Origin of the sequence: Lentibacillus sp. CBA3610 (genome assembly GCF_013373365.1) — a bacterium.
Lineage (GTDB): Bacteria > Bacillota > Bacilli > Bacillales > Amphibacillaceae > Lentibacillus.
In genome coordinates, this window is record NZ_CP035925.1 from 2,196,729 (window position 1) to 2,214,211 (window position 17,483).

Sequence of the window (17,483 nt, forward strand, 5' to 3'; positions counted from 1 at the left end):
GCATTTACACTAAGTGAATAAGAACAAAACACAGTCAACTGAATATTAGTAACTTCTACCTATCATTCAACCCCTTCTTTACGAACCTTTACACCTAGCATGTCTTCATAGAATCGAATCATGGCATGTTTATAATAATCACGCTGTCCACCTTGTAATGCGTGCTGATAGGATTGCATTGCCCCATTTAACGTTGGCAGTGGAATCTCATTTTTCACTAGCACTTCATACATACTCTCCATATCCTTATATGCTTTATCAAGTGAAAATCCATGTTCAAAATTTCCCTCTAATACCTTAGGTATCAGCGTTTTTGATGCAAAACTGGAACCGGTTGCTGTCATTAATACATCCCCAAGCTTTTCGGGATCGAGGCCAAGCTTAACACCTACCGGCATTAATTCAGAAAAGCTTGCTGTACAGATGTTTAACGCACTATTATTTATCATTTTTGTCAATTGTCCAGCACCACTGCCACCCATATAAAGGACTTGCGTTCCCATTTTGTCAAGCAATGGTTTTATATTATTAAATACTTCCTCATTACCACCACACATGATGCTGAGTGTTCCATCCATGCTTTTAGCTTGTTGTCCGGAAATCGGGCAATCCAGAAAATCAATGCCCTTGTCCTGACATTTTTCTGCAATTTCTTGTACGCCCAGGTAACTTATTGTGCTAAAGTCGACAATCGTCTGTCCCGGTTTTAAATGTTGCAGGATACCATTTTCACCTAATATAACTTCTTTAACGATATTTAAATTTGGCAGACATAGAAATATATAATCACTGTCTGTGGCATCAGCAATATTAGATGAGGTATTTAAACCTTCTTTTTGGAAGTCTTCAAGAGCTTGTGGACTTGTATCACATGCAAGATATTCATGCCCGCCTTCTTCTGCACCCTTTGCAAGATTTAAAGCCATTCCTTTTCCCATTACGCCTAGTCCAATAAAACTTACCTTCATTATAAAAATCTCCTTTGCTTTATACTTGTTGTTTGGAAATATTACCTTCAATTACTGTTTTTGATCTTCTACTGCTTTTAATACTGCTTCCACTGCCTCTCTTGGACTTGTCAATACCGGAATTCCTAGTGATGCAGTTTCTTGTTCAGCAGATGCCTGAGTAATCTGTGATAAAATTACAGCCTCAGATCCTCTCTTTTTCAATTCAGCTGCCGCTACGCGGTTAAGCAAGTTGTGTTCCTTTTCTTTTCCAGCCTTTAATTCTGTCATAGCTTGCGTATTTATTTCGACATCTACCTCAGCTGTTTTACCAAATTCACTTGCAAGCTTTTCTAATTGGGTCTTAGTTGCTGGTCCAGAAGGTGCGTTTGTAGCAACCACACCTATTTTTTTGTAGTTATTTATAGCTTTTTCCAACATGGGACGATCAACTGCTAATATTGGTACTTTTATAAATGGCTTTACAACATCTACAATCGGAGTTAGAACGGTACATGCTACAATGATTGCATCAACTTCTGCTTCTTGTGCCTTGATTGTAATATGAATAAAATCCCGATATATTTTATCATCCATACCCTTAATCTGATTCGCATGATATTGAATATTTTCATCTACAAAATTTAGCAAAGTTACATCAGGAGCCAGTTTTTTAAATGCTGAATTTAAGGGTGGTACTGCATTACATGTTGCATGAATAACACCAATCTTCATAGTCATTTCTCCTTGTATATGTTAGTAGTAAATGCGGAGTGTATAATAAATTTTCAGTTAAAATCTAATTCATTATCCTACACATTTTTACATCAAGAGTTGGATCCTAACTTTAGCATTACTAGTTTTTCAGGCCAGTTTCTAACAGTTCATACATAGCTAATTCACTGTTTTTGGCCTCCATATGAGATTGCATATACATCCTTGCATTATTAGCATCTCTACTCGCTATTGATCTAGCAATCATTTGATGATAATGTACTGCTTTTTCTATCATTTGCTCTTTTTTAGCAAAAGTGTGCATTAGCATTAATTCTTCTTGCAACTCTGCATACGCTTTAATGGCATATTCATTATGCGTTGCTTGAACAATTAATTTATGAAAACGTAAATCTTCCTCATGTGTTGATTGCTTATTTTCAGCCAATTCTCTCATGATATTGGTAGATTCAGTAATCATTTCTATCTCATTATTAAATGCTTGCTGTGCCGCTTCTGCAGCAAACGACGGTTCTATCATAATACGAAATTCTGTTAACTTTAATAATTTCATAAATGAAGAGCGGCTTACATTTGTAAACTGCATGGAACCGTCATAAGCTACGAAGGTTCCTCTGCCTTGTTGAATACTAACGTAACCTTTAGTTTCTAAGGATCTATACACTTCTCGTATGGTGGAGTTACCTACCTTATACTTGGCAGCTGATTGACTGATTGTTGGCAGCTTTGTTCCAACAACCCATTCTTCACTTTCGATTTTCAGCTTCATCTCATCCAAAATTTTTTGGTATTGAATTTTAAACATAGGTTCCCTCCATTATTTATTCCTGGCAATCAACTCCACATTCATCAGATGAATTAAAATTCATAAAGTGGAATCATTTAACTAATAGTTTACACAATAAGCATACAACATGGAACAATGACAGATATAAAACTTTGTTTATTTTTTAAACAATCCAACTACCTTACCAAGCAATGGTGTTGATTGAAGGACAGAAAAGAAAGCGATTATTAATAGTATTACCGCTACCGGACTGGACAGGAATACAGCCCAGCTTCCTCCCCCTATTAACAACGATTGATGCAAGCTAGTATCTAACATACTACCAAGGATCAACCCTACAACTAAAGGAGCCACGGGTACATCTATTTTATCCATGAAATAACCAAGAATTCCAAAGACGAACATAATCATTACGTCAACCATACTGTTTTGCACTGCAAAAGTTCCAACCACGGATAACAAAATGATAATTGGAGCTAAGATCTTCCCTGGTATCCTAGTAATACCTACCGCTACTTTTGTGTATAAGAGACCTATAACAAATAAAAATATACTCGAAAACAATATGGCCCATAATAAAGTATAGGCTACATCTGCATGTTCAGTCATTAGTGTAGGACCAGGCATAATTCCATGTATCATCAAACCCCCGAGCAATACAGCTGTTGCTGAACTACCGGGAACTCCCAATGTTATTGTTGGAATGAGCGCTCCGCCAACCACTGCATTATTAGCTGATTCAGGAGCAGCTAATCCATCAATGTGTCCCGTACCAAATTTTTCTTTTTCCTTTGAAAATCTTTTAGCCTCGTTGTAAGCGAACCAACTGGCTGTATCTCCACCTGTACCAGGAATCAAACCAGTAAGTACACCAATTCCACCTGAGCGTAAAAAATTTATCCTTTGTCCTATAAATTCTTTCCAACTCGGTAAAATCTTATCTTTAATTTTACTAGCTTTTGCTACTGCTTTATCTTTTTCTATTAACCTTAAAGCCTGAGGTATCGAAAATAATCCAATCAACGCAACAACAAAAGAGATACCATCAAATAAATATACACTCCCAAAGGTAAATCTGGGAATTCCAGTTATTGCGTGCATACCCATCAAGGAAACTAATAAACCAATCGTACCCGACAGAAGACCCTTAATTACAGACCCAGCTGAAAGAGACGAAATAATCGTTATGCCCAATACAGCAACTGCAAACATTTCCCGAGCTCCGATATTAAGAGCAATTTGTCCTAAAAGCGGGGAAATGGATAAAAGAACAATACCACCTATAACCCCACCTACTAGAGATGATACAAGCGAAATACCTAAAGCTCTTCCTGCGTGCCCTTTTTCTGTCATTACATATCCATCTAATATTGTAGCAGCTGCGGCGGGGGTTCCAGGAGTCCGAATCAATATTGCTAATATTGATCCCCCGTACATCCCTCCCATATATAAGGAGGCTAACATGGCAATCCCATTTGCCGGATCCATCCCATATGTTAGTGGCAATAAAATTGCGATTGCCATGGTAGCTGATAAACCTGGCATCGACCCAACGAATATCCCTAACGCCATACCTAGAGCTATAAAGAATAAACTATCTATTGAAAGGACATTCACTAAGCCTGCCATAATTTCATTCATACAATTTCCCTCCTTGCATTAAGTACTATTTCCTAGTTTATCTTTCTTTTCTTCTTGTTAGCTTGTGTAACTCCTATCTTGTTAAGAGAAAATACCCATTGGAAGGGGAATATTTAGGAACATACTAAACAAACCATAGATAAACGCTGTAAACACGATGGAAAGCAATATGGCCGTAGTAATTTTTGTAGCTTTTAAATAGGTCAGTGCTACAAAAAGAAAAATTGGCGTTAATAGGAAGTAACCGATTACATCTATGAGAATGATATATAAAGCAATTAAGGTGCCGAATAGCAGTACTCGCTTAACATTAAGTTCTTCAGCCTTTTTCTTTTCTGCTTTACTTATCTCTTCTTTCTCTTTCTTATATTTCATAAAAGCTTCTATATACATCCCGATACCCAGCAAAGCTATTATTATAATCAAAATTTGGGGCAACCTTGCAGCTGATGCAGGATAATTAAGTGATTCTATAAAGAAAACAATACTTAAAATTAAAATGAAAATACTCCCAATTGAATGCTTTACCAAATATGACACTTCTCAACCTCCTCTTCTCTTACAATATGAGAGAAGAAAGGCCTTCTTCTCTCATGTTGTATTTGAGTTACTGTTCATATTGGTCTTTAACTTCTTCCCAAAGATCAGCAGAAGTCTTTTCTTCTTCCTCAAGGTATTCAGCGTATTCGTCTCCCAGCTTAAGATCCATTGGAAGTGCTAAATTGTCCAAATCTTCCTGGAATTCCTCATTGTCTTCAAGCTGGGCGAAGGCTTCAATTAACCTTTCCTTTGCCTCTTCCGGTATATCAGCTGGTGCACTATAACCACGAGAAGAGCCAGAGACTACATCTAATCCTAATTCACTAGCAGTCGGTACATCAGGCACCATTTCAATCCTCTCTTCACTAAAGACTGCTAAGGCTCTTAAATTACCTTCTTGGATCTGCTGATATACTACGCCAAGGTTATTAAAACTGACATCTACATCACCACCGGCAGCTGCCTGCCATGATGGACCATCTCCGTCATATGGAATAAGTTCCATGTCCAATCCACTTTCTTCCATCCATTTTAGTTGAGTAAAGAAGTCATCTCCCCCAACTCCCGAATTAGAAGCAGTTAAATCTCCTGGATTTTCACTCAAATAATTGGCAAATTCCTCGTATGTTTCAAATTCACTATCCGCAGGTACTACTATAACTCCAGGATCTGTAACAACATTTGCGATGGGCTCAAAGTCCTCTAAACTATAAGAAATTTCATCGTTCATCAAGTAGTTTGTCATAAGCATCGGTCCGTTTGTAATGCTAATTGTATATCCATCATTTGGAGACTGTTGAGCAACCCTTGTCCAGCCAATCGCCCCAGCAGAGCCAGGAATATATTCATTGTTAAAAGATACACCTAAGTTTTCTTGCAAGTAAGGCTGTGTAACCTGAGCCAATTGATCACTGCCACCACCTGGATCAAACCCTTGAATAACTGTTATATCCTCATCAGGATAATTGGGGGCACTATTAGCACCATCGCTACACGCTGCTAATACTGAAACCAGTGTTACCATTAAAATCGTTACAAACATCTTTTTAAAATTAATATTCACCTTTTCCCATCCCCTTTGTTTTTTGATAACGCTTACTATTAGACTTGCTTATATTCTTTAATTTTCACAAATTAACCGTTTTCATTTTAGATCCATTATTTATCACTCTCCTTTTCTTTAATTGAGAATAAAAAATAGTAATTCTTAACAACCTATTGATTTGACTAAGCAATCATTTCTATCAAAACAAGTTTAATTCTTCCTTTGATTGTAGTGAGTTCTCCTAAGTTATAAAGTTGAAACCTACCTTACGAGAAGAAATTGCAATGATTCAGCTCATTTTTTAAATGAAAGCGTAATTGGCTCCTCCAATCAAAGCGCTTTCAACTTTTTGCAATTCCATCAAGAAACTCACTATTTTTTTGTCGAAATATCAAAATTGTGTTGATGAGTAAAATATACATCGGATGTATTTATTTGTCAATACTTTTTCTTTTTTTATTTCTTATAGTATTTTTATTTTTCTAATGACATTTTACTTTCCATTGTCATTATTTTACCACGTGAATATTGTTAGTGTTGTTACTACCTATTTTTGCAGTACATACAATCATTACTAACCAGGAACCATTGATCTCAGAGATTTTTCCGGGTATTTTTTAGCAATATTTCGGTAGAATAATATACGTATTATGGAACTTGGTTAGGAGATAAAATTCATATGCTTTTTCTTAAAATGAATTTGAAATAAGATAGGACGAAAATATTTACCATCGTATATAGTAGTCACAGTGATAGGACCACCAAATAAGCCATATTTAAAAAATTAATTCCCGTGGATACCTTGCTGAACTAAAAAAAGAGTACGAGGGCTCGATTGTTTATTAAGTTCACCATGACATTTCGGAACAGTAGTGAAGATTGTCTTCAATCGAAGCAAGCCGTAGGAAGAACTTTGACTACGCCGCGTTAAGTTGGGTTTGCTGAATGACTTATATCTTATTCAAAAGTATGAGGGATTTTCTACTGTGAAAACATGTTTGGATTATCAAATAAAAAACCGCAAAAAGTATCCCAGAGGATCTTTTCAAGGTTCATAGTCAGGAACTGGATGGAGCGACCGCTTCACTCATTGCATGAGGCATGCTGAAATAAGAGTAAGCCGTTAGAAACGCTTGCCTCCATCGCACTCGTTCTATGGCATCCTGGTATTCAACTGTTTTGAAGCCGATTTCTTGCTTATCTTTAGAAGGGGCCAGTTTTTGAGCCCTCTTAACTGATGCCACGTTGCTTGTAGTATTTCCGTCACTTGTTCGTTTAAATTTGATCGGCAAGGCCAGATACACCATAGCGTTTTTTATAGATTACAACGGCATTTTGGAGGCGACACCTCCATGATAGGCGCCCCATGACAGTTGGTCCAGTGTGGCAAATGCCATTAATCATGCTCACGGGAGATTTTTGAACTCTGAATTCAACATTAGCATCTGGTTTCCACGTACAATCAGACGTACATGAGGTTAATGGAACAAACAATGCAATGGTCGATTTTAATGCTTTTTATTTTCATACATGCTTCGCTGCTGACAGTTTAGTTCCTGTATCACCATTAATTCCGATATTGCCACTTTTCCAGGGATGACAGTACTACTTGTCGAACAAGGCACGAGACATATTCCAGGTCCCTGAGGACGTAGTTTAGTTATTACCAATAGCTTTACGAACCTTTTTGCGCCTCGGATTCTTTTGCTTGGACTTCAAGATATCCTTAGGATCAACGGTTGTAGTGGGTGATGAGCAATAACACCTTTACCCAATACGAGCACGAACAGTGTTTAACACCAATACGCCGAGCCGTTGTCCCTGCCCAGGATAGCTTGTACTAATCCACTGCCTCCGAGTCATTAGATTTGACAAGTCGCGATGCGCTTACTATTTTTCAAATAAATATGAAGGATAATATATTATAGGGGTTTGAGACATATTGCTGATTCAGTTACGAAGCCTCACTATTTCCCTGAGTCAAATTCAAACAAAAAACAAGCGGCAGTATAAAACACCGCTCATTTCATCATTACGATTCACTTACCAAGATTGTCACAGTCTCGGCGCCAGGAAGTTCAGCAGATAATCGGTCCGCCTGCTTGGCGTCTGTTTCCGGACATTTTGAATCGCCGAATGGCTGATACCAACAATAGAGCCGGTGCACCCGCGATTGAGTATAAGTTGCCGACTTCAAATTCATGACGGGCACGGTTGAGATGCTCACGATTATTCGAGATAACCGCACCAGTCAGCGCGTAATCGGTATTGTTGGCGATATCCAGCAGTTCATCAAAATCTTTTGCTTTGGCAAATCCGACAATTGGGCCAAAAATTTCTTCCTGCATGACACGGCCTCAGGATCCATGTCTTTAAAGATCGTTGCTTGAAACATGATAGCCTTTGAATCATCAGTTTCCCGCCATAAACGAGTTCGCCTCTTTTTTGCCGATTTCAATATAATCCTTAATTTTATCAAATTGCTTCTGGTTGGCCACAGCACCCATTGGCACATCCTCTTCACCAGGGTTACCGAATGTGTAGGCTTTCGCATGTTCAATCGCTTTTTCAAGCACGTCATCATAAACTCCTCTTGCACGGATCGCACGGAGCATGCCGAGCATTTTTGGCCTGGAGCCGAATGCAGAATCCACATTGGATTTGGCAGCCAGATCAGATCGGCATCCTTATCAACAATTATCGTGTCTTTCCGCCATTTCGGCACACGGCGCTCAAATGGTTCTGGCCATCCTGTACAGATGCACGGTTGTAAATGCGGTTAACAGTTCCAACTGATCGGTAAAATTAATGAAATGCGTGTCTTTAATGATCCAACGAGATAGTCACGATTTCTGGCTGGATCACCGGCACAAAGTTGAGAACGCCTTTTGGCAGGCCGGCTTCTTCCAAAATCTCCACAACTTTGTAAGCAATCACCGGTGTGTTTTCAGACGGCTTCATCAGTACCGGGTTGCCGGCTACAATCGGTCCGACAGTTGTTCCGGTCACAATGGCAAATGCAAAGTTCCACGGCGGAATGGTAACACCCGGTCCCAGCGGCTGATAAAAGTACGTGTTGTTTTCACCGGGACGGTCATTGATCTCCTTGCCTTGTCCAAGACGGATCATTTGACGGCCATAATACTCCAGGAAGTCAATGCCTTCCGCTGTGTCCGCATCTGACTGCCCCCATGGCTTGTTCGCTTCATAGGACATCAATGCAGAAATTTCATGCTTTTGGCGACGTGCGATAGCTGCTGCTTTGAACATGACCTCCGCACGCTCTTCTGCTGTCCATTTTTTCCATGATTTAAACGCTTCTTTCGCTGCTTCCATCGCCTGATCAATATGTTCTTTCGTCGCCATGGAAGATTTTCCGATAACCTGTTCTTTATTGGCCGGATTGACGACGTAAGCTTATCATCGGTATAAACGCGCTCCCGCCAATGACGAGCGATAATCCTGCCTAATTCGCTTTCAACTTTTCGGAGAGCTGCTCGTAATCTGCACGATTTTGCTTATCGCTAAAATCAGTGAATGGTTCATGTTTATAAGGTAGTACCATCGTATAACCTCCCGTAAAAAATAGAATCAAACCTATTTTCCAGTTTACTATAAACCGATGTGAAAACGCAATCTGACACAATTCATCGCATGGCCAAATCGGCGCCAGTCCCCTATACGCCTGATCTATTCATGCTCTTCACTATGAACGGTATCTTCAAGAAAAATTTCGGAATGTGTATGATCATGTACATCACAATAATAGACAACTGATTTTAGTTCATGTGAAACATCACATGTTCGCGTTCTTTCGATAAAGTTTCCAGTATGTATATTCATGTGATCCAGCTTTCGACGTTTCGTATGGGTGCTGTATTCCTGCCAATTGTGCCGCTCGGTTTCGCCTTCAATTGGTTTGGCTGAAAGCTTTCGGGAAGACAATTGGCAGAAGAACCGTATCATGAGACAAGCCCGAGAAAAAGTTTTTTCATTCACATCACACTTCACTTTGATAAAAATTTATACACTAGTCTTTTCACCTGCCACATTCTATACTTATTTTCAGACACATTATCGACAAATTTCGTTAAATATCTAACAGAAGAACCGTGAATCTGTTAAAATAAAGAAAGAAATTTTCATCTGCTTGTAACTGGATTAAGATTCACACTGAGGTTTACGTTATCCTGGATGGAAAGGAGAAAACAGCACTCATGGGTTGGCTTTTTTGGAAAAAAGACAAAGAATCAGATCAACTATCTGAAGACATCAACCAACTAAAAACACAAACAGCAGCAACTGAGGAAAAAATCGCGGAAATGGACAAGCAACTGCAGAAAATGACCAGACTGCAATATAAGTCAGGTAAACGACGGAAGACAAACTGGATATCTGACAATGGTTACTGAACATCAGGCCAACGCGACAATAGCTGATTCAAAGCGCGTTGTCGAAAACCTGATTAAACAAATCGATGATATGGACATTGCTTTCACAACTTACAGCTGATTCGGTGGTCCGGCTCATTCAGCAAATGGACCGATTCTTATTGCTGACACTTGAAGAATTTTGGTTTGACCGAAACATTGGGAAGGGGACATCTTTGATTCCGAAACTTGGCCGATCGGTTGAGTCAATCCCGGCGGAAAATAATCAGCTTCGGCCTTATGAAATCATCACTGTCCATAAACGGGGCTTTGCCTTCAACAAAGGCGACATTATCCGCAAAGCTCACGTCACAACAGTCAGGGGAAACACACAATGACGCAATCAATACAAACAATCAATCATTCCGGCCGATTATCGGATCGACTGGGAACAACCAACTCGGCGGCAGCCTATATATACAAACAAAAGCCGAACATCATTCCGATGAAGCATGATGAGCCTATGCTGCCATCTGTCGTATTGCGTGATCCCGATGGAAAAATCATTGTCGGAGAAGATGCCAGAAGTGCTTTAGTCGCCATGCCGGAACATACGAAAGCTGCTGTAAAACGGGACATGGGTGACGAAAAAACGATTCCTCTCGGCAATAAGTCATTTACACGGAGAAATCTCTGATCGATTATTACGGTGCCTGCCTATTTCACCAATCAACAGCGCCAGGCAACGAAAAAAGCCGGTGAACTTGCCGGATTCACGGTTGAACGAATCATCAATGAACCGACAGCTGCCGCACTTGCTTATGGTATCCAGCATATGCAGGACGATACGCATATACTCGTATACGACCTTGGCGGCGGCACATTTGACGTCTCGGTCGTTGAGCTGCTGGACGGTATTCTTGAAGTCAAAGCATCTGCCGGTAACCACCAGTTAGGCGGGGAAGACTTTGACTGGCTTTTGGTGGACTGGTTTGCAGAACACATCCTGGATGAGCACAAAATCGACCCTCGGGATGATGTGCGGGCAAAGGCACGTTTAAAAGAGGAAGCTGAAAAGGTGAAAAAACAACTGTCATTCAATGAATCTGCCGACGTTTCCATCCCTGTTGCTACCGTCAGCGGGAATAAACCAATTGGTCTCGACCTCACATTGACCCGTGAGAAATTTGTCAGTCTGATAGAACCGTTGCTGCATGAAACACGTGACAAACTGACACAGGTTCTGGCCGATGCTAATCTTACACAAAATGATATTGATAACGTCATCCTGGTAGGCGGTTCAACCAGAATTCCGCAAGTACACCAGCTCATATCGGATTATTTCGGACGTGAACCGAAGTCCGATATTAACCCCGATGAAGCTGTAGCATTAGGCGCAGCAGTACAGGCCGGGATTAAATCAGGCGCCCTTGAAAACAGCCATTTCATTGTGACCGATGTGGCACCTTTTTCCATGGGAATTGCAGTGTTGGATGATACCAGCCGCCGCATCAAACCTGGGGCGTTCCATAAATTGATACCGCGAAATACAACGATTCCGGTGACACGCACCGAAACGTATTATACATCAGTGGACAATCAAACAGCGGTTAATATTGAAATCTATCAAGGCGAAAATGATTGGGTAAAAGACAATTATTTTCTTAATGAATTTTTGCTGGAAGGATTGCCGCCAAAACCTGCAGGAAATGAGGCTGTCAATGTAACATTCCGCTACAACTTAAACGGTATATTGGAAGTGACAGCCAAAAATGCGTCATCCGACAATGAAATGACCGTCACGATTGATGACGCCATAGACCGGAGCTCCGAGGAAGCATTCGAGGACAGCCTGGCCAAAATCGAAGCAGCTTATGAAGTGGATGAAGACGACATCGATGAACAACTGGATTTATTTAATTGGGATGAAGAAGCAACGGATCAGGAAGCGTCCCATGACGATTTGCAAAAAGAGGCAAAAGAATGGAAAACCCGTTTTTCGGATGAGCTTGCCGGACGGTCGGAACACGATGGTTTGCAGGATGCCATCAGTGAATTGGAGAACGCCATCCAAGCAAACGATCCCATTCGTCTGAACGAAGCAATCGAACATGCCATTGACCTGGCAATTGAGCTAGAGTTATAGGGAGGGAAATTGCATGTCCAGTGAAGAGCAAAGCTACTATAAACTATTAGGAACGACTGCTAAGATCAGCCAGCGGCGAATTAAGGAAAAATATATCAAAGCTGTCAAAGCGCATCCGCCTGAAACAGATCCGGAACAATTCGAAAAAATTCGCGAAGCCTATGAAACGCTAAAGGACCCAGTCAAACGAAAACAGTACGACATTTCAAGGAAATATGGCGGAAAAATCGAAAAAATGCTGGATAAAGCCAGTCAACTTCACAATCAGGCAAATTATAAAAAAGCCGGGCAAGTCTACCAGGATGTGTTACACGTTGATCCGGATAACTTTTCCGGTCAGACAGGACTTATGTTTGCTTCCATCGGGTTGGATAATCTGGATACGGCTTATGAAATGCTGGAAAAATTATTAGCTTCACCTGTTCTTGACGAGGATGACATGCTCACGCCTGCAGAAATTTATGGAACCTTTGGACGGAAACTGCTCGATAAAGGATACATGAACGAATCTGTAAAGTTCTTTGAAGAAGGAATCAGCCGTTTTTCGGAGAACACAAGCAATTTAGCTGAGGGCTTAACGATCGCCTATCTATTAGTGGGTGATGAGGAAAAAGCCGTCGATACAGCTGAGCAAAACCTCCCACCGGAACATAATCAGTCAATTTTGGATCTTTCGAGGTTTCTCGTTTGGCTCCTGGTCATCCTCCAATCGGAAAACTGGTCGAAATTATCAAAGGTCCAGGCACGTTTCCGTAAATTCCTGAAAAATTTGCAGGACGAAGAGGATCAGGAAGAGGCATTTTATGAACTCCTGGAAGAATACGAGGAAATGTATGATCGGCAAAGCTATCGCAAGGCGGAAGTTTTCCTTGACTTTGCAAAAATTGTCAAACCGCCCTATGAGGATATAAAAGACGACTTAAAGGAAATCAAAAAGTTAGCCCGAATAGACAAGGAGTTCCAGCGACTGTTATCAGATGAATCAATTTTCCCGTTGGTTATTTATTATACAGTCCATTGGTATATTGAAGACGTGACGCATCCGCTTCTTTTGGAAATGAGCAATTTCTTCACGAACGATTTCTTAGCTGACCTCGAGGAAGAAGAGGAATACTTCGCAGCCGGGATCCTGAAATTGCAAAAATCCTACCCTGGTCTATATAATCATTTGAAGCCGCAGTGGGATGACTTATATAAAGATCTAACAAAAAACTTTAACCGTGAAATGAAAAGGGGCTTGAAGAAACTGATGTGACCTGTCCACGGTGTAATTGAAAGGAAACCGGCACATTGCGGTTTCCTTTTTCGTGGTTGTATTACAAAATCAATCGCATCATCAGATCATTTCGTTTGCAAAACTATTCCTCTGATGTTTTTCTTAATTCCCTTACTTCCTCTTGCTTTAAATCTGTTATTTCCACAATCTGCTTATCGGAGTAGTTTTGACGTATTAACTTTTGAACGACGTGTTTCAGCGCATCTTTCCTGCCTTCTTCTTTTCCTTCTTCCTTTCCTTCCTCTTTTCCTTCTTCTTTACCTTTTTCCCATCCCTCTTCCTTCAACTCGACAAAAATCTCTGCCAATGTTTGCGACGGATTTGTTTTTTCTGCCTCCATTTTTTGTGCAACCTCCTTTCCCACATACGGGATGATATCGTCCGCTAATTTTTTGGATAAATCTTTCGGAACCTGAAGTAAATAATCAAATCCTAATCATCTTTTTACAACAATCTGAACAATTGGTGATATCAGTCAGTATTATTATACTTACAAAAAAGTTTATCACACTATTCCCTGGATATATAATAGGCCACCTCACCAAGGTGAAGTGACCTCTCAACCCGCCATTATTCTGTTACAAACTCCAGTTCAACCGGAATAAACTCATCAACCGATTCATCACTGACAACAGAACCGACTGCGTCAATCGCATTTTCACCGATTAATACCGGCTGCTGAGCAATTGTCGCATCCAATGTTCCTTCTTCAACAGCTGCGACAGCATCATCTGTTGCATCAAAACCGACAACCGTCACATCGTCCAGCATACCATTTGATTCGAGTGCCTCGACTGCACCAAGCGCCATTTCATCGTTGTGGGCAAATACAGCATCGATCTCGTCGGTACTCTGAATAATATTTTCCATCACATTCAGACCTTCAGAACGGTTAAAGTTTGCTGATTGCTGGGCAACGACTTCCAAATCATCCATTTCATCAACAACATTATGGAAACCTTCTCCACGTTCATTTGTTGCCGATGCACCTGGTACACCTTGCAGTTCAACCATATTGCCACTCTCACCAAGCTCCTCGGCAATAAATTCACCAGCCATTTCGCCACCTGCAACGTTATCTGAAGCGATGTGCGTTACAACGTCACCGCCATCAGCACTGCGGTCAACTGTCATAACCGGCACATCTTGTGAGTTAGCGGATTCAATTGCTGTGACCACAGCTTCAGAATCAACAGGATTGACGAGGAGCACATCAATATTCTGCTGCAGCAAGTCTTCAATGTCACTTAATTGTGACGACGCATCATCCTGGGCGTCTGTTACGACAATCTCATAACCCGCTTCTTCTGCCGCAGCTTCAGCACCATCACGCAATGTGACAAAAAACGGATTGTTTAAAGTGGATATGGAAAGGCCGACTTTCACCGAGTCATCTGAGCCTCCCTCAGATGACGCGTCCTCTCCCTCATCTGAGCCAGGACTTTCTGTGGTACAAGCACTGACAACCAACAGCAATACTGCCAAAATCCCCATTCGTTTCAACCACTGAGTCATTGAAATTCCTCCTTAAAACTAATTATTTAGATTTTCTATCCAATAATACAGCGAGCAGAATGACGCCACCTTTTACAATTTGCTGATAGAAAGACGAGACATTCATCAGATTCAGACCATTGTCGATAACGCCGATAATCAAGGCACCGATTAATGTACCCGTGATACGTCCGCGTCCCCCCATAAGACTTGTGCCGCCAATAACCACCGCTGCAATGGCATCCAGTTCAAACATTTCCCCAGCGGTTGGCTGCGCCGAGTTGAGCCGGCTTGTCAAAATGATGCCGGCCAGAACGGATAGCATTCCGGTCAGGGAATAAACGCCTATTTTGATCCGGTCCGCCTTAATACCGGATAGGATTGAGGCTTCTTCATTACCGCCGACTGCGTACACTTGACGGCCAAACACAGTCTTTCTGAGTACAAAGTAAAGAATCAGAAAAACACCAAGCATTAAAATGACCGGAAAAGGAACACCAAAAACATAGCCACGCCCAATCATTTCAAATGTAAAGCTGTCTGACAGTCCGGTGATTGGTCGCCCGTCAGTGTAAACCAGTGTTGCGCCGCGGTAAATCGTCATCGTAGCAAGTGTCGCAATAAATGGCGCCACTTTTCCTTTCGTGATGATCAGACCGTTAATGGCCCCCAGACCTAATCCGATTAAAAGTCCCAGCAAAACTGCCAACACCGGATCCATGCCACCTGCCAGGAGTCCTGCTGTTAATGCACTTCCTAGCGCAAGCAAGGAACCGACCGATAAATCAATGCCTGCTGTTAAAATAACAAATGTCATGCCAAATGCTATCAGGGCGTTAACAGATACTTGCCGCAGCAAATTTAATATATTATCCAGTGTAAAAAAGCTATCACTCATAAAGCCAAGAAATATTACCATAATGATGAGTCCAATTAACGGCCCCAATTTGGAAAAATCCTTAAAGAGATTATCCTTCCACTTCAACTTGCTCACCTCCTGCAGCTGCTGTCATAATATTCTCCTGATCAGCTTCATCCCGGTTCATTATTTTTGCGATTGTTCCTTCATGAATCACCATAATCCGATCACTGACACCCAATACTTCCGGCAATTCCGAGGAAACCATAATGATAGACACACCATTTTTGGTTAATTCATTCATGATGTTATAAATCTCTTTCTTGGCACCAACGTCAACACCTCTGGTTGGCTCGTCCAGAATTAGCAGTTTTGGTTCAATGCCGAGCCATTTGGCAATAACGACTTTTTGCTGGTTACCACGCTTAATGCTTTCGTTTCCTGTTCTGCACCGGTTGCCTTAACCGTTAACCGATCCATTAATGCGGCAATCAATCGGTGTTCTTTTTTTGCTGAAATCACACCATTATTGGAAATCGATTTCATGTTTGTCAATGAAATATTATCGCCTATGGAGAAGTCAGTCAGTAATCCTTTAGACTTCCGATCCTCCGTAATAAAACCAATGCCTGCCTTAATCGCATCTGACGGATGTTTAATGGTTAATTCCTGACCATTCAAGTATATACGGCCGTTCTGTTTTCCGGCATACCCGAAAATTGCCTCCATAATCTCCGAGCGTCCGGCTCCCATTAGCCCGGCAACTCCCAGTATTTCGCCTTCTCTTACTGAAAAACTGATATCTTTAAACAGTTCTTTTCCAGCCAGGCTTTTCACTTCAAAGATGACATCACCGGGATTGTGGTCGCGTTCAGGGAACCTGTCCCCCAGTTCACGTCCGACCATCATTTTAACAATGGTATCGAAGTCAACATCAGCAGTGTTTTCTGTACCGATGTACTCCCCATCACGCAAGATGGTAATACGGTCACAAATCCTGAAAATTTCTTCCATCCGGTGCGAAATGTAAATCACTGCGACACCTTGCTTTCGTAATGATTCAACAACCTCAAAAAGGTTTTCAATTTCACGGTCTGTCAGTGCAGCAGTCGGCTCGTCCATCACAATCAGTTCAGCATTCGTTGAGATCGCCCTGGCAATTTCAATCATTTGCTGCTTGCCGACTGATAAATCGCCGGCAATTTCATCTGGATCGATATTCGATACCCCCAGCTTTTGCAGATTAGCCTCGCATTGTTTTCGCATTGCTTTTGTATTCAAAATACCGGTTTTGCCATAGGTGATATTTTTACCGAGAAACATGTTTTCGGTAACAGTCAGGTGCGGAATGATATTCAATTCCTGATGGATCACCATGATTCCATTCTGCTCAGCTTGTTTCGGGTGGGAAAAATCGACCTCATGCCCGTTAAGCCTAATAACACCTTTATCCCGCTTGTGGATTCCGGTCAGTATTTTAATTAACGTTGATTTACCGGCACCATTTTCCCCGACCAGCGCGTGAACCTCTCCTCTATTAATTGAGAAATTCACGTTTTTTAATACCTGGTTGCCGGAAAATGATTTGCTGATTTCCTGCATATCTGCAAATGGTGTATTCGTCATCATGTCACCTCCTCTTT

The 17,483-nt window shown here is 41.1% G+C and carries 16 protein-coding genes and 2 pseudogenes; 5 read left to right on the plus strand and 13 right to left on the minus strand.

The window, feature by feature from the left end:
• Positions 1-62: 62 nt before the first annotated feature.
• From Len3610_RS11010 to Len3610_RS11045, 9 genes and pseudogenes are all read right to left on the minus strand, one after another.
• Positions 63-1,019: an NAD(P)-dependent oxidoreductase gene (locus Len3610_RS11010; protein WP_176447991.1), complete on the minus strand. Its 957-nt coding sequence runs from the start codon at positions 1,017-1,019 to the stop codon at positions 63-65.
• Entirely contained in the window at positions 1,020-1,682 is a 663-nt protein-coding gene (locus Len3610_RS11015; protein WP_176447992.1) for an aspartate/glutamate racemase family protein, read from the minus strand.
• Between the two features lie 121 nt (positions 1,683-1,803).
• Positions 1,804-2,487 carry a FadR/GntR family transcriptional regulator gene (locus Len3610_RS11020; protein ID WP_176447993.1) on the minus strand — a complete coding sequence of 228 codons (684 nt, stop codon included), beginning with the start codon at positions 2,485-2,487 and terminating at the stop codon, positions 1,804-1,806.
• A 138-nt stretch (positions 2,488-2,625) separates the two neighbouring features.
• A complete protein-coding gene (locus Len3610_RS11025; RefSeq protein ID WP_176447994.1) occupies positions 2,626-4,110 on the minus strand; it encodes a tripartite tricarboxylate transporter permease in 1,485 nt (494 codons plus the stop codon).
• An 81-nt stretch (positions 4,111-4,191) separates the two neighbouring features.
• Entirely contained in the window at positions 4,192-4,650 is a 459-nt protein-coding gene (locus Len3610_RS11030) for a tripartite tricarboxylate transporter TctB family protein (protein ID WP_176447995.1), read from the minus strand.
• Between the two features lie 67 nt (positions 4,651-4,717).
• A complete protein-coding gene (locus tag Len3610_RS11035; RefSeq protein WP_217994019.1) occupies positions 4,718-5,713 on the minus strand; it encodes a Bug family tripartite tricarboxylate transporter substrate binding protein in 996 nt (331 codons plus the stop codon).
• A gap of 2,060 nt (positions 5,714-7,773) precedes the next feature.
• Positions 7,774-8,319: pseudogene (locus tag Len3610_RS20935) on the minus strand (aldehyde dehydrogenase family protein).
• A gap of 199 nt (positions 8,320-8,518) precedes the next feature.
• Positions 8,519-9,061, minus strand: coding sequence for an aldehyde dehydrogenase family protein (locus Len3610_RS20940; protein WP_255259568.1), 543 nt, complete (start codon positions 9,059-9,061; stop codon positions 8,519-8,521).
• Between the two features lie 324 nt (positions 9,062-9,385).
• Entirely contained in the window at positions 9,386-9,661 is a 276-nt protein-coding gene (locus Len3610_RS11045) for a hypothetical protein (protein ID WP_176447996.1), read from the minus strand.
• A gap of 251 nt (positions 9,662-9,912) precedes the next feature.
• Between Len3610_RS11045 and Len3610_RS11050 the strand changes: the two genes are divergently transcribed.
• The 5 genes from Len3610_RS11050 to Len3610_RS11065 all read left to right on the plus strand — a co-directional run bounded on the left by Len3610_RS11050 (position 9,913) and on the right by Len3610_RS11065 (position 13,466).
• A complete protein-coding gene (locus tag Len3610_RS11050; RefSeq protein WP_176447997.1) occupies positions 9,913-10,107 on the plus strand; it encodes a hypothetical protein in 195 nt (64 codons plus the stop codon).
• Positions 10,108-10,184: 77 nt separating this feature from the next.
• A complete protein-coding gene (locus Len3610_RS11055) occupies positions 10,185-10,463 on the plus strand; it encodes a hypothetical protein (protein WP_176446154.1) in 279 nt (92 codons plus the stop codon).
• On the plus strand, positions 10,460-10,762 hold the full coding sequence (locus tag Len3610_RS20945; RefSeq protein ID WP_255259569.1) for an Hsp70 family protein: 303 nt from the start codon (positions 10,460-10,462) through the stop codon (positions 10,760-10,762). The genes Len3610_RS11055 and Len3610_RS20945 overlap by 4 nt, the downstream gene beginning before the upstream one ends.
• 12 nt (positions 10,763-10,774) lie before the next feature.
• Positions 10,775-12,211, plus strand: a complete 1,437-nt coding sequence (locus Len3610_RS11060; RefSeq protein ID WP_255259570.1) for an Hsp70 family protein — start codon at positions 10,775-10,777, stop codon at positions 12,209-12,211.
• A 13-nt stretch (positions 12,212-12,224) separates the two neighbouring features.
• Positions 12,225-13,466, plus strand: coding sequence for a J domain-containing protein (locus Len3610_RS11065; RefSeq protein WP_176447998.1), 1,242 nt, complete (start codon positions 12,225-12,227; stop codon positions 13,464-13,466).
• Positions 13,467-13,569: 103 nt separating this feature from the next.
• Here the strand turns inward: Len3610_RS11065 and Len3610_RS11070 are convergent, their stop codons facing one another.
• The 4 genes and pseudogenes from Len3610_RS11070 to Len3610_RS11085 all read right to left on the minus strand — a co-directional run bounded on the left by Len3610_RS11070 (position 13,570) and on the right by Len3610_RS11085 (position 17,466).
• Positions 13,570-13,827 carry a hypothetical protein gene (locus Len3610_RS11070; protein WP_176447999.1) on the minus strand — a complete coding sequence of 86 codons (258 nt, stop codon included), beginning with the start codon at positions 13,825-13,827 and terminating at the stop codon, positions 13,570-13,572.
• A 230-nt stretch (positions 13,828-14,057) separates the two neighbouring features.
• Entirely contained in the window at positions 14,058-15,002 is a 945-nt protein-coding gene (locus tag Len3610_RS11075) for a D-ribose ABC transporter substrate-binding protein (protein ID WP_176448000.1), read from the minus strand.
• 22 nt (positions 15,003-15,024) lie between these two features.
• Positions 15,025-15,900, minus strand: a complete 876-nt coding sequence (gene rbsC / locus Len3610_RS11080; RefSeq protein ID WP_255259897.1) for an ABC transporter permease subunit — start codon at positions 15,898-15,900, stop codon at positions 15,025-15,027.
• A gap of 49 nt (positions 15,901-15,949) precedes the next feature.
• Positions 15,950-17,466: pseudogene (locus tag Len3610_RS11085) on the minus strand (sugar ABC transporter ATP-binding protein).
• Between the last annotated feature and the right edge of the window lie 17 nt (positions 17,467-17,483).

Coding starts and splice junctions, on each gene's coding strand:
- Len3610_RS11015 (WP_176447992.1), bottom strand. CDS start 1,682: ATGAAGATTGGTGTTATTCATGCAACATGTAATGCAGTACCACCCTTA.
- Len3610_RS11020 (WP_176447993.1), bottom strand. CDS start 2,487: ATGTTTAAAATTCAATACCAAAAAATTTTGGATGAGATGAAGCTGAAA.
- Len3610_RS11025 (WP_176447994.1), bottom strand. CDS start 4,110: ATGAATGAAATTATGGCAGGCTTAGTGAATGTCCTTTCAATAGATAGT.
- Len3610_RS20940 (WP_255259568.1), bottom strand. CDS start 9,061: ATGGCGACGAAAGAACATATTGATCAGGCGATGGAAGCAGCGAAAGAA.
- Len3610_RS11045 (WP_176447996.1), bottom strand. CDS start 9,661: ATGATACGGTTCTTCTGCCAATTGTCTTCCCGAAAGCTTTCAGCCAAA.
- Len3610_RS11050 (WP_176447997.1), top strand. CDS start 9,913: ATGGGTTGGCTTTTTTGGAAAAAAGACAAAGAATCAGATCAACTATCT.
- Len3610_RS20945 (WP_255259569.1), top strand. CDS start 10,460: ATGACGCAATCAATACAAACAATCAATCATTCCGGCCGATTATCGGAT.
- Len3610_RS11065 (WP_176447998.1), top strand. CDS start 12,225: ATGTCCAGTGAAGAGCAAAGCTACTATAAACTATTAGGAACGACTGCT.
- Len3610_RS11070 (WP_176447999.1), bottom strand. CDS start 13,827: ATGGAGGCAGAAAAAACAAATCCGTCGCAAACATTGGCAGAGATTTTT.
- Len3610_RS11075 (WP_176448000.1), bottom strand. CDS start 15,002: ATGACTCAGTGGTTGAAACGAATGGGGATTTTGGCAGTATTGCTGTTG.
- rbsC (WP_255259897.1), bottom strand. CDS start 15,900: ATGGTAATATTTCTTGGCTTTATGAGTGATAGCTTTTTTACACTGGAT.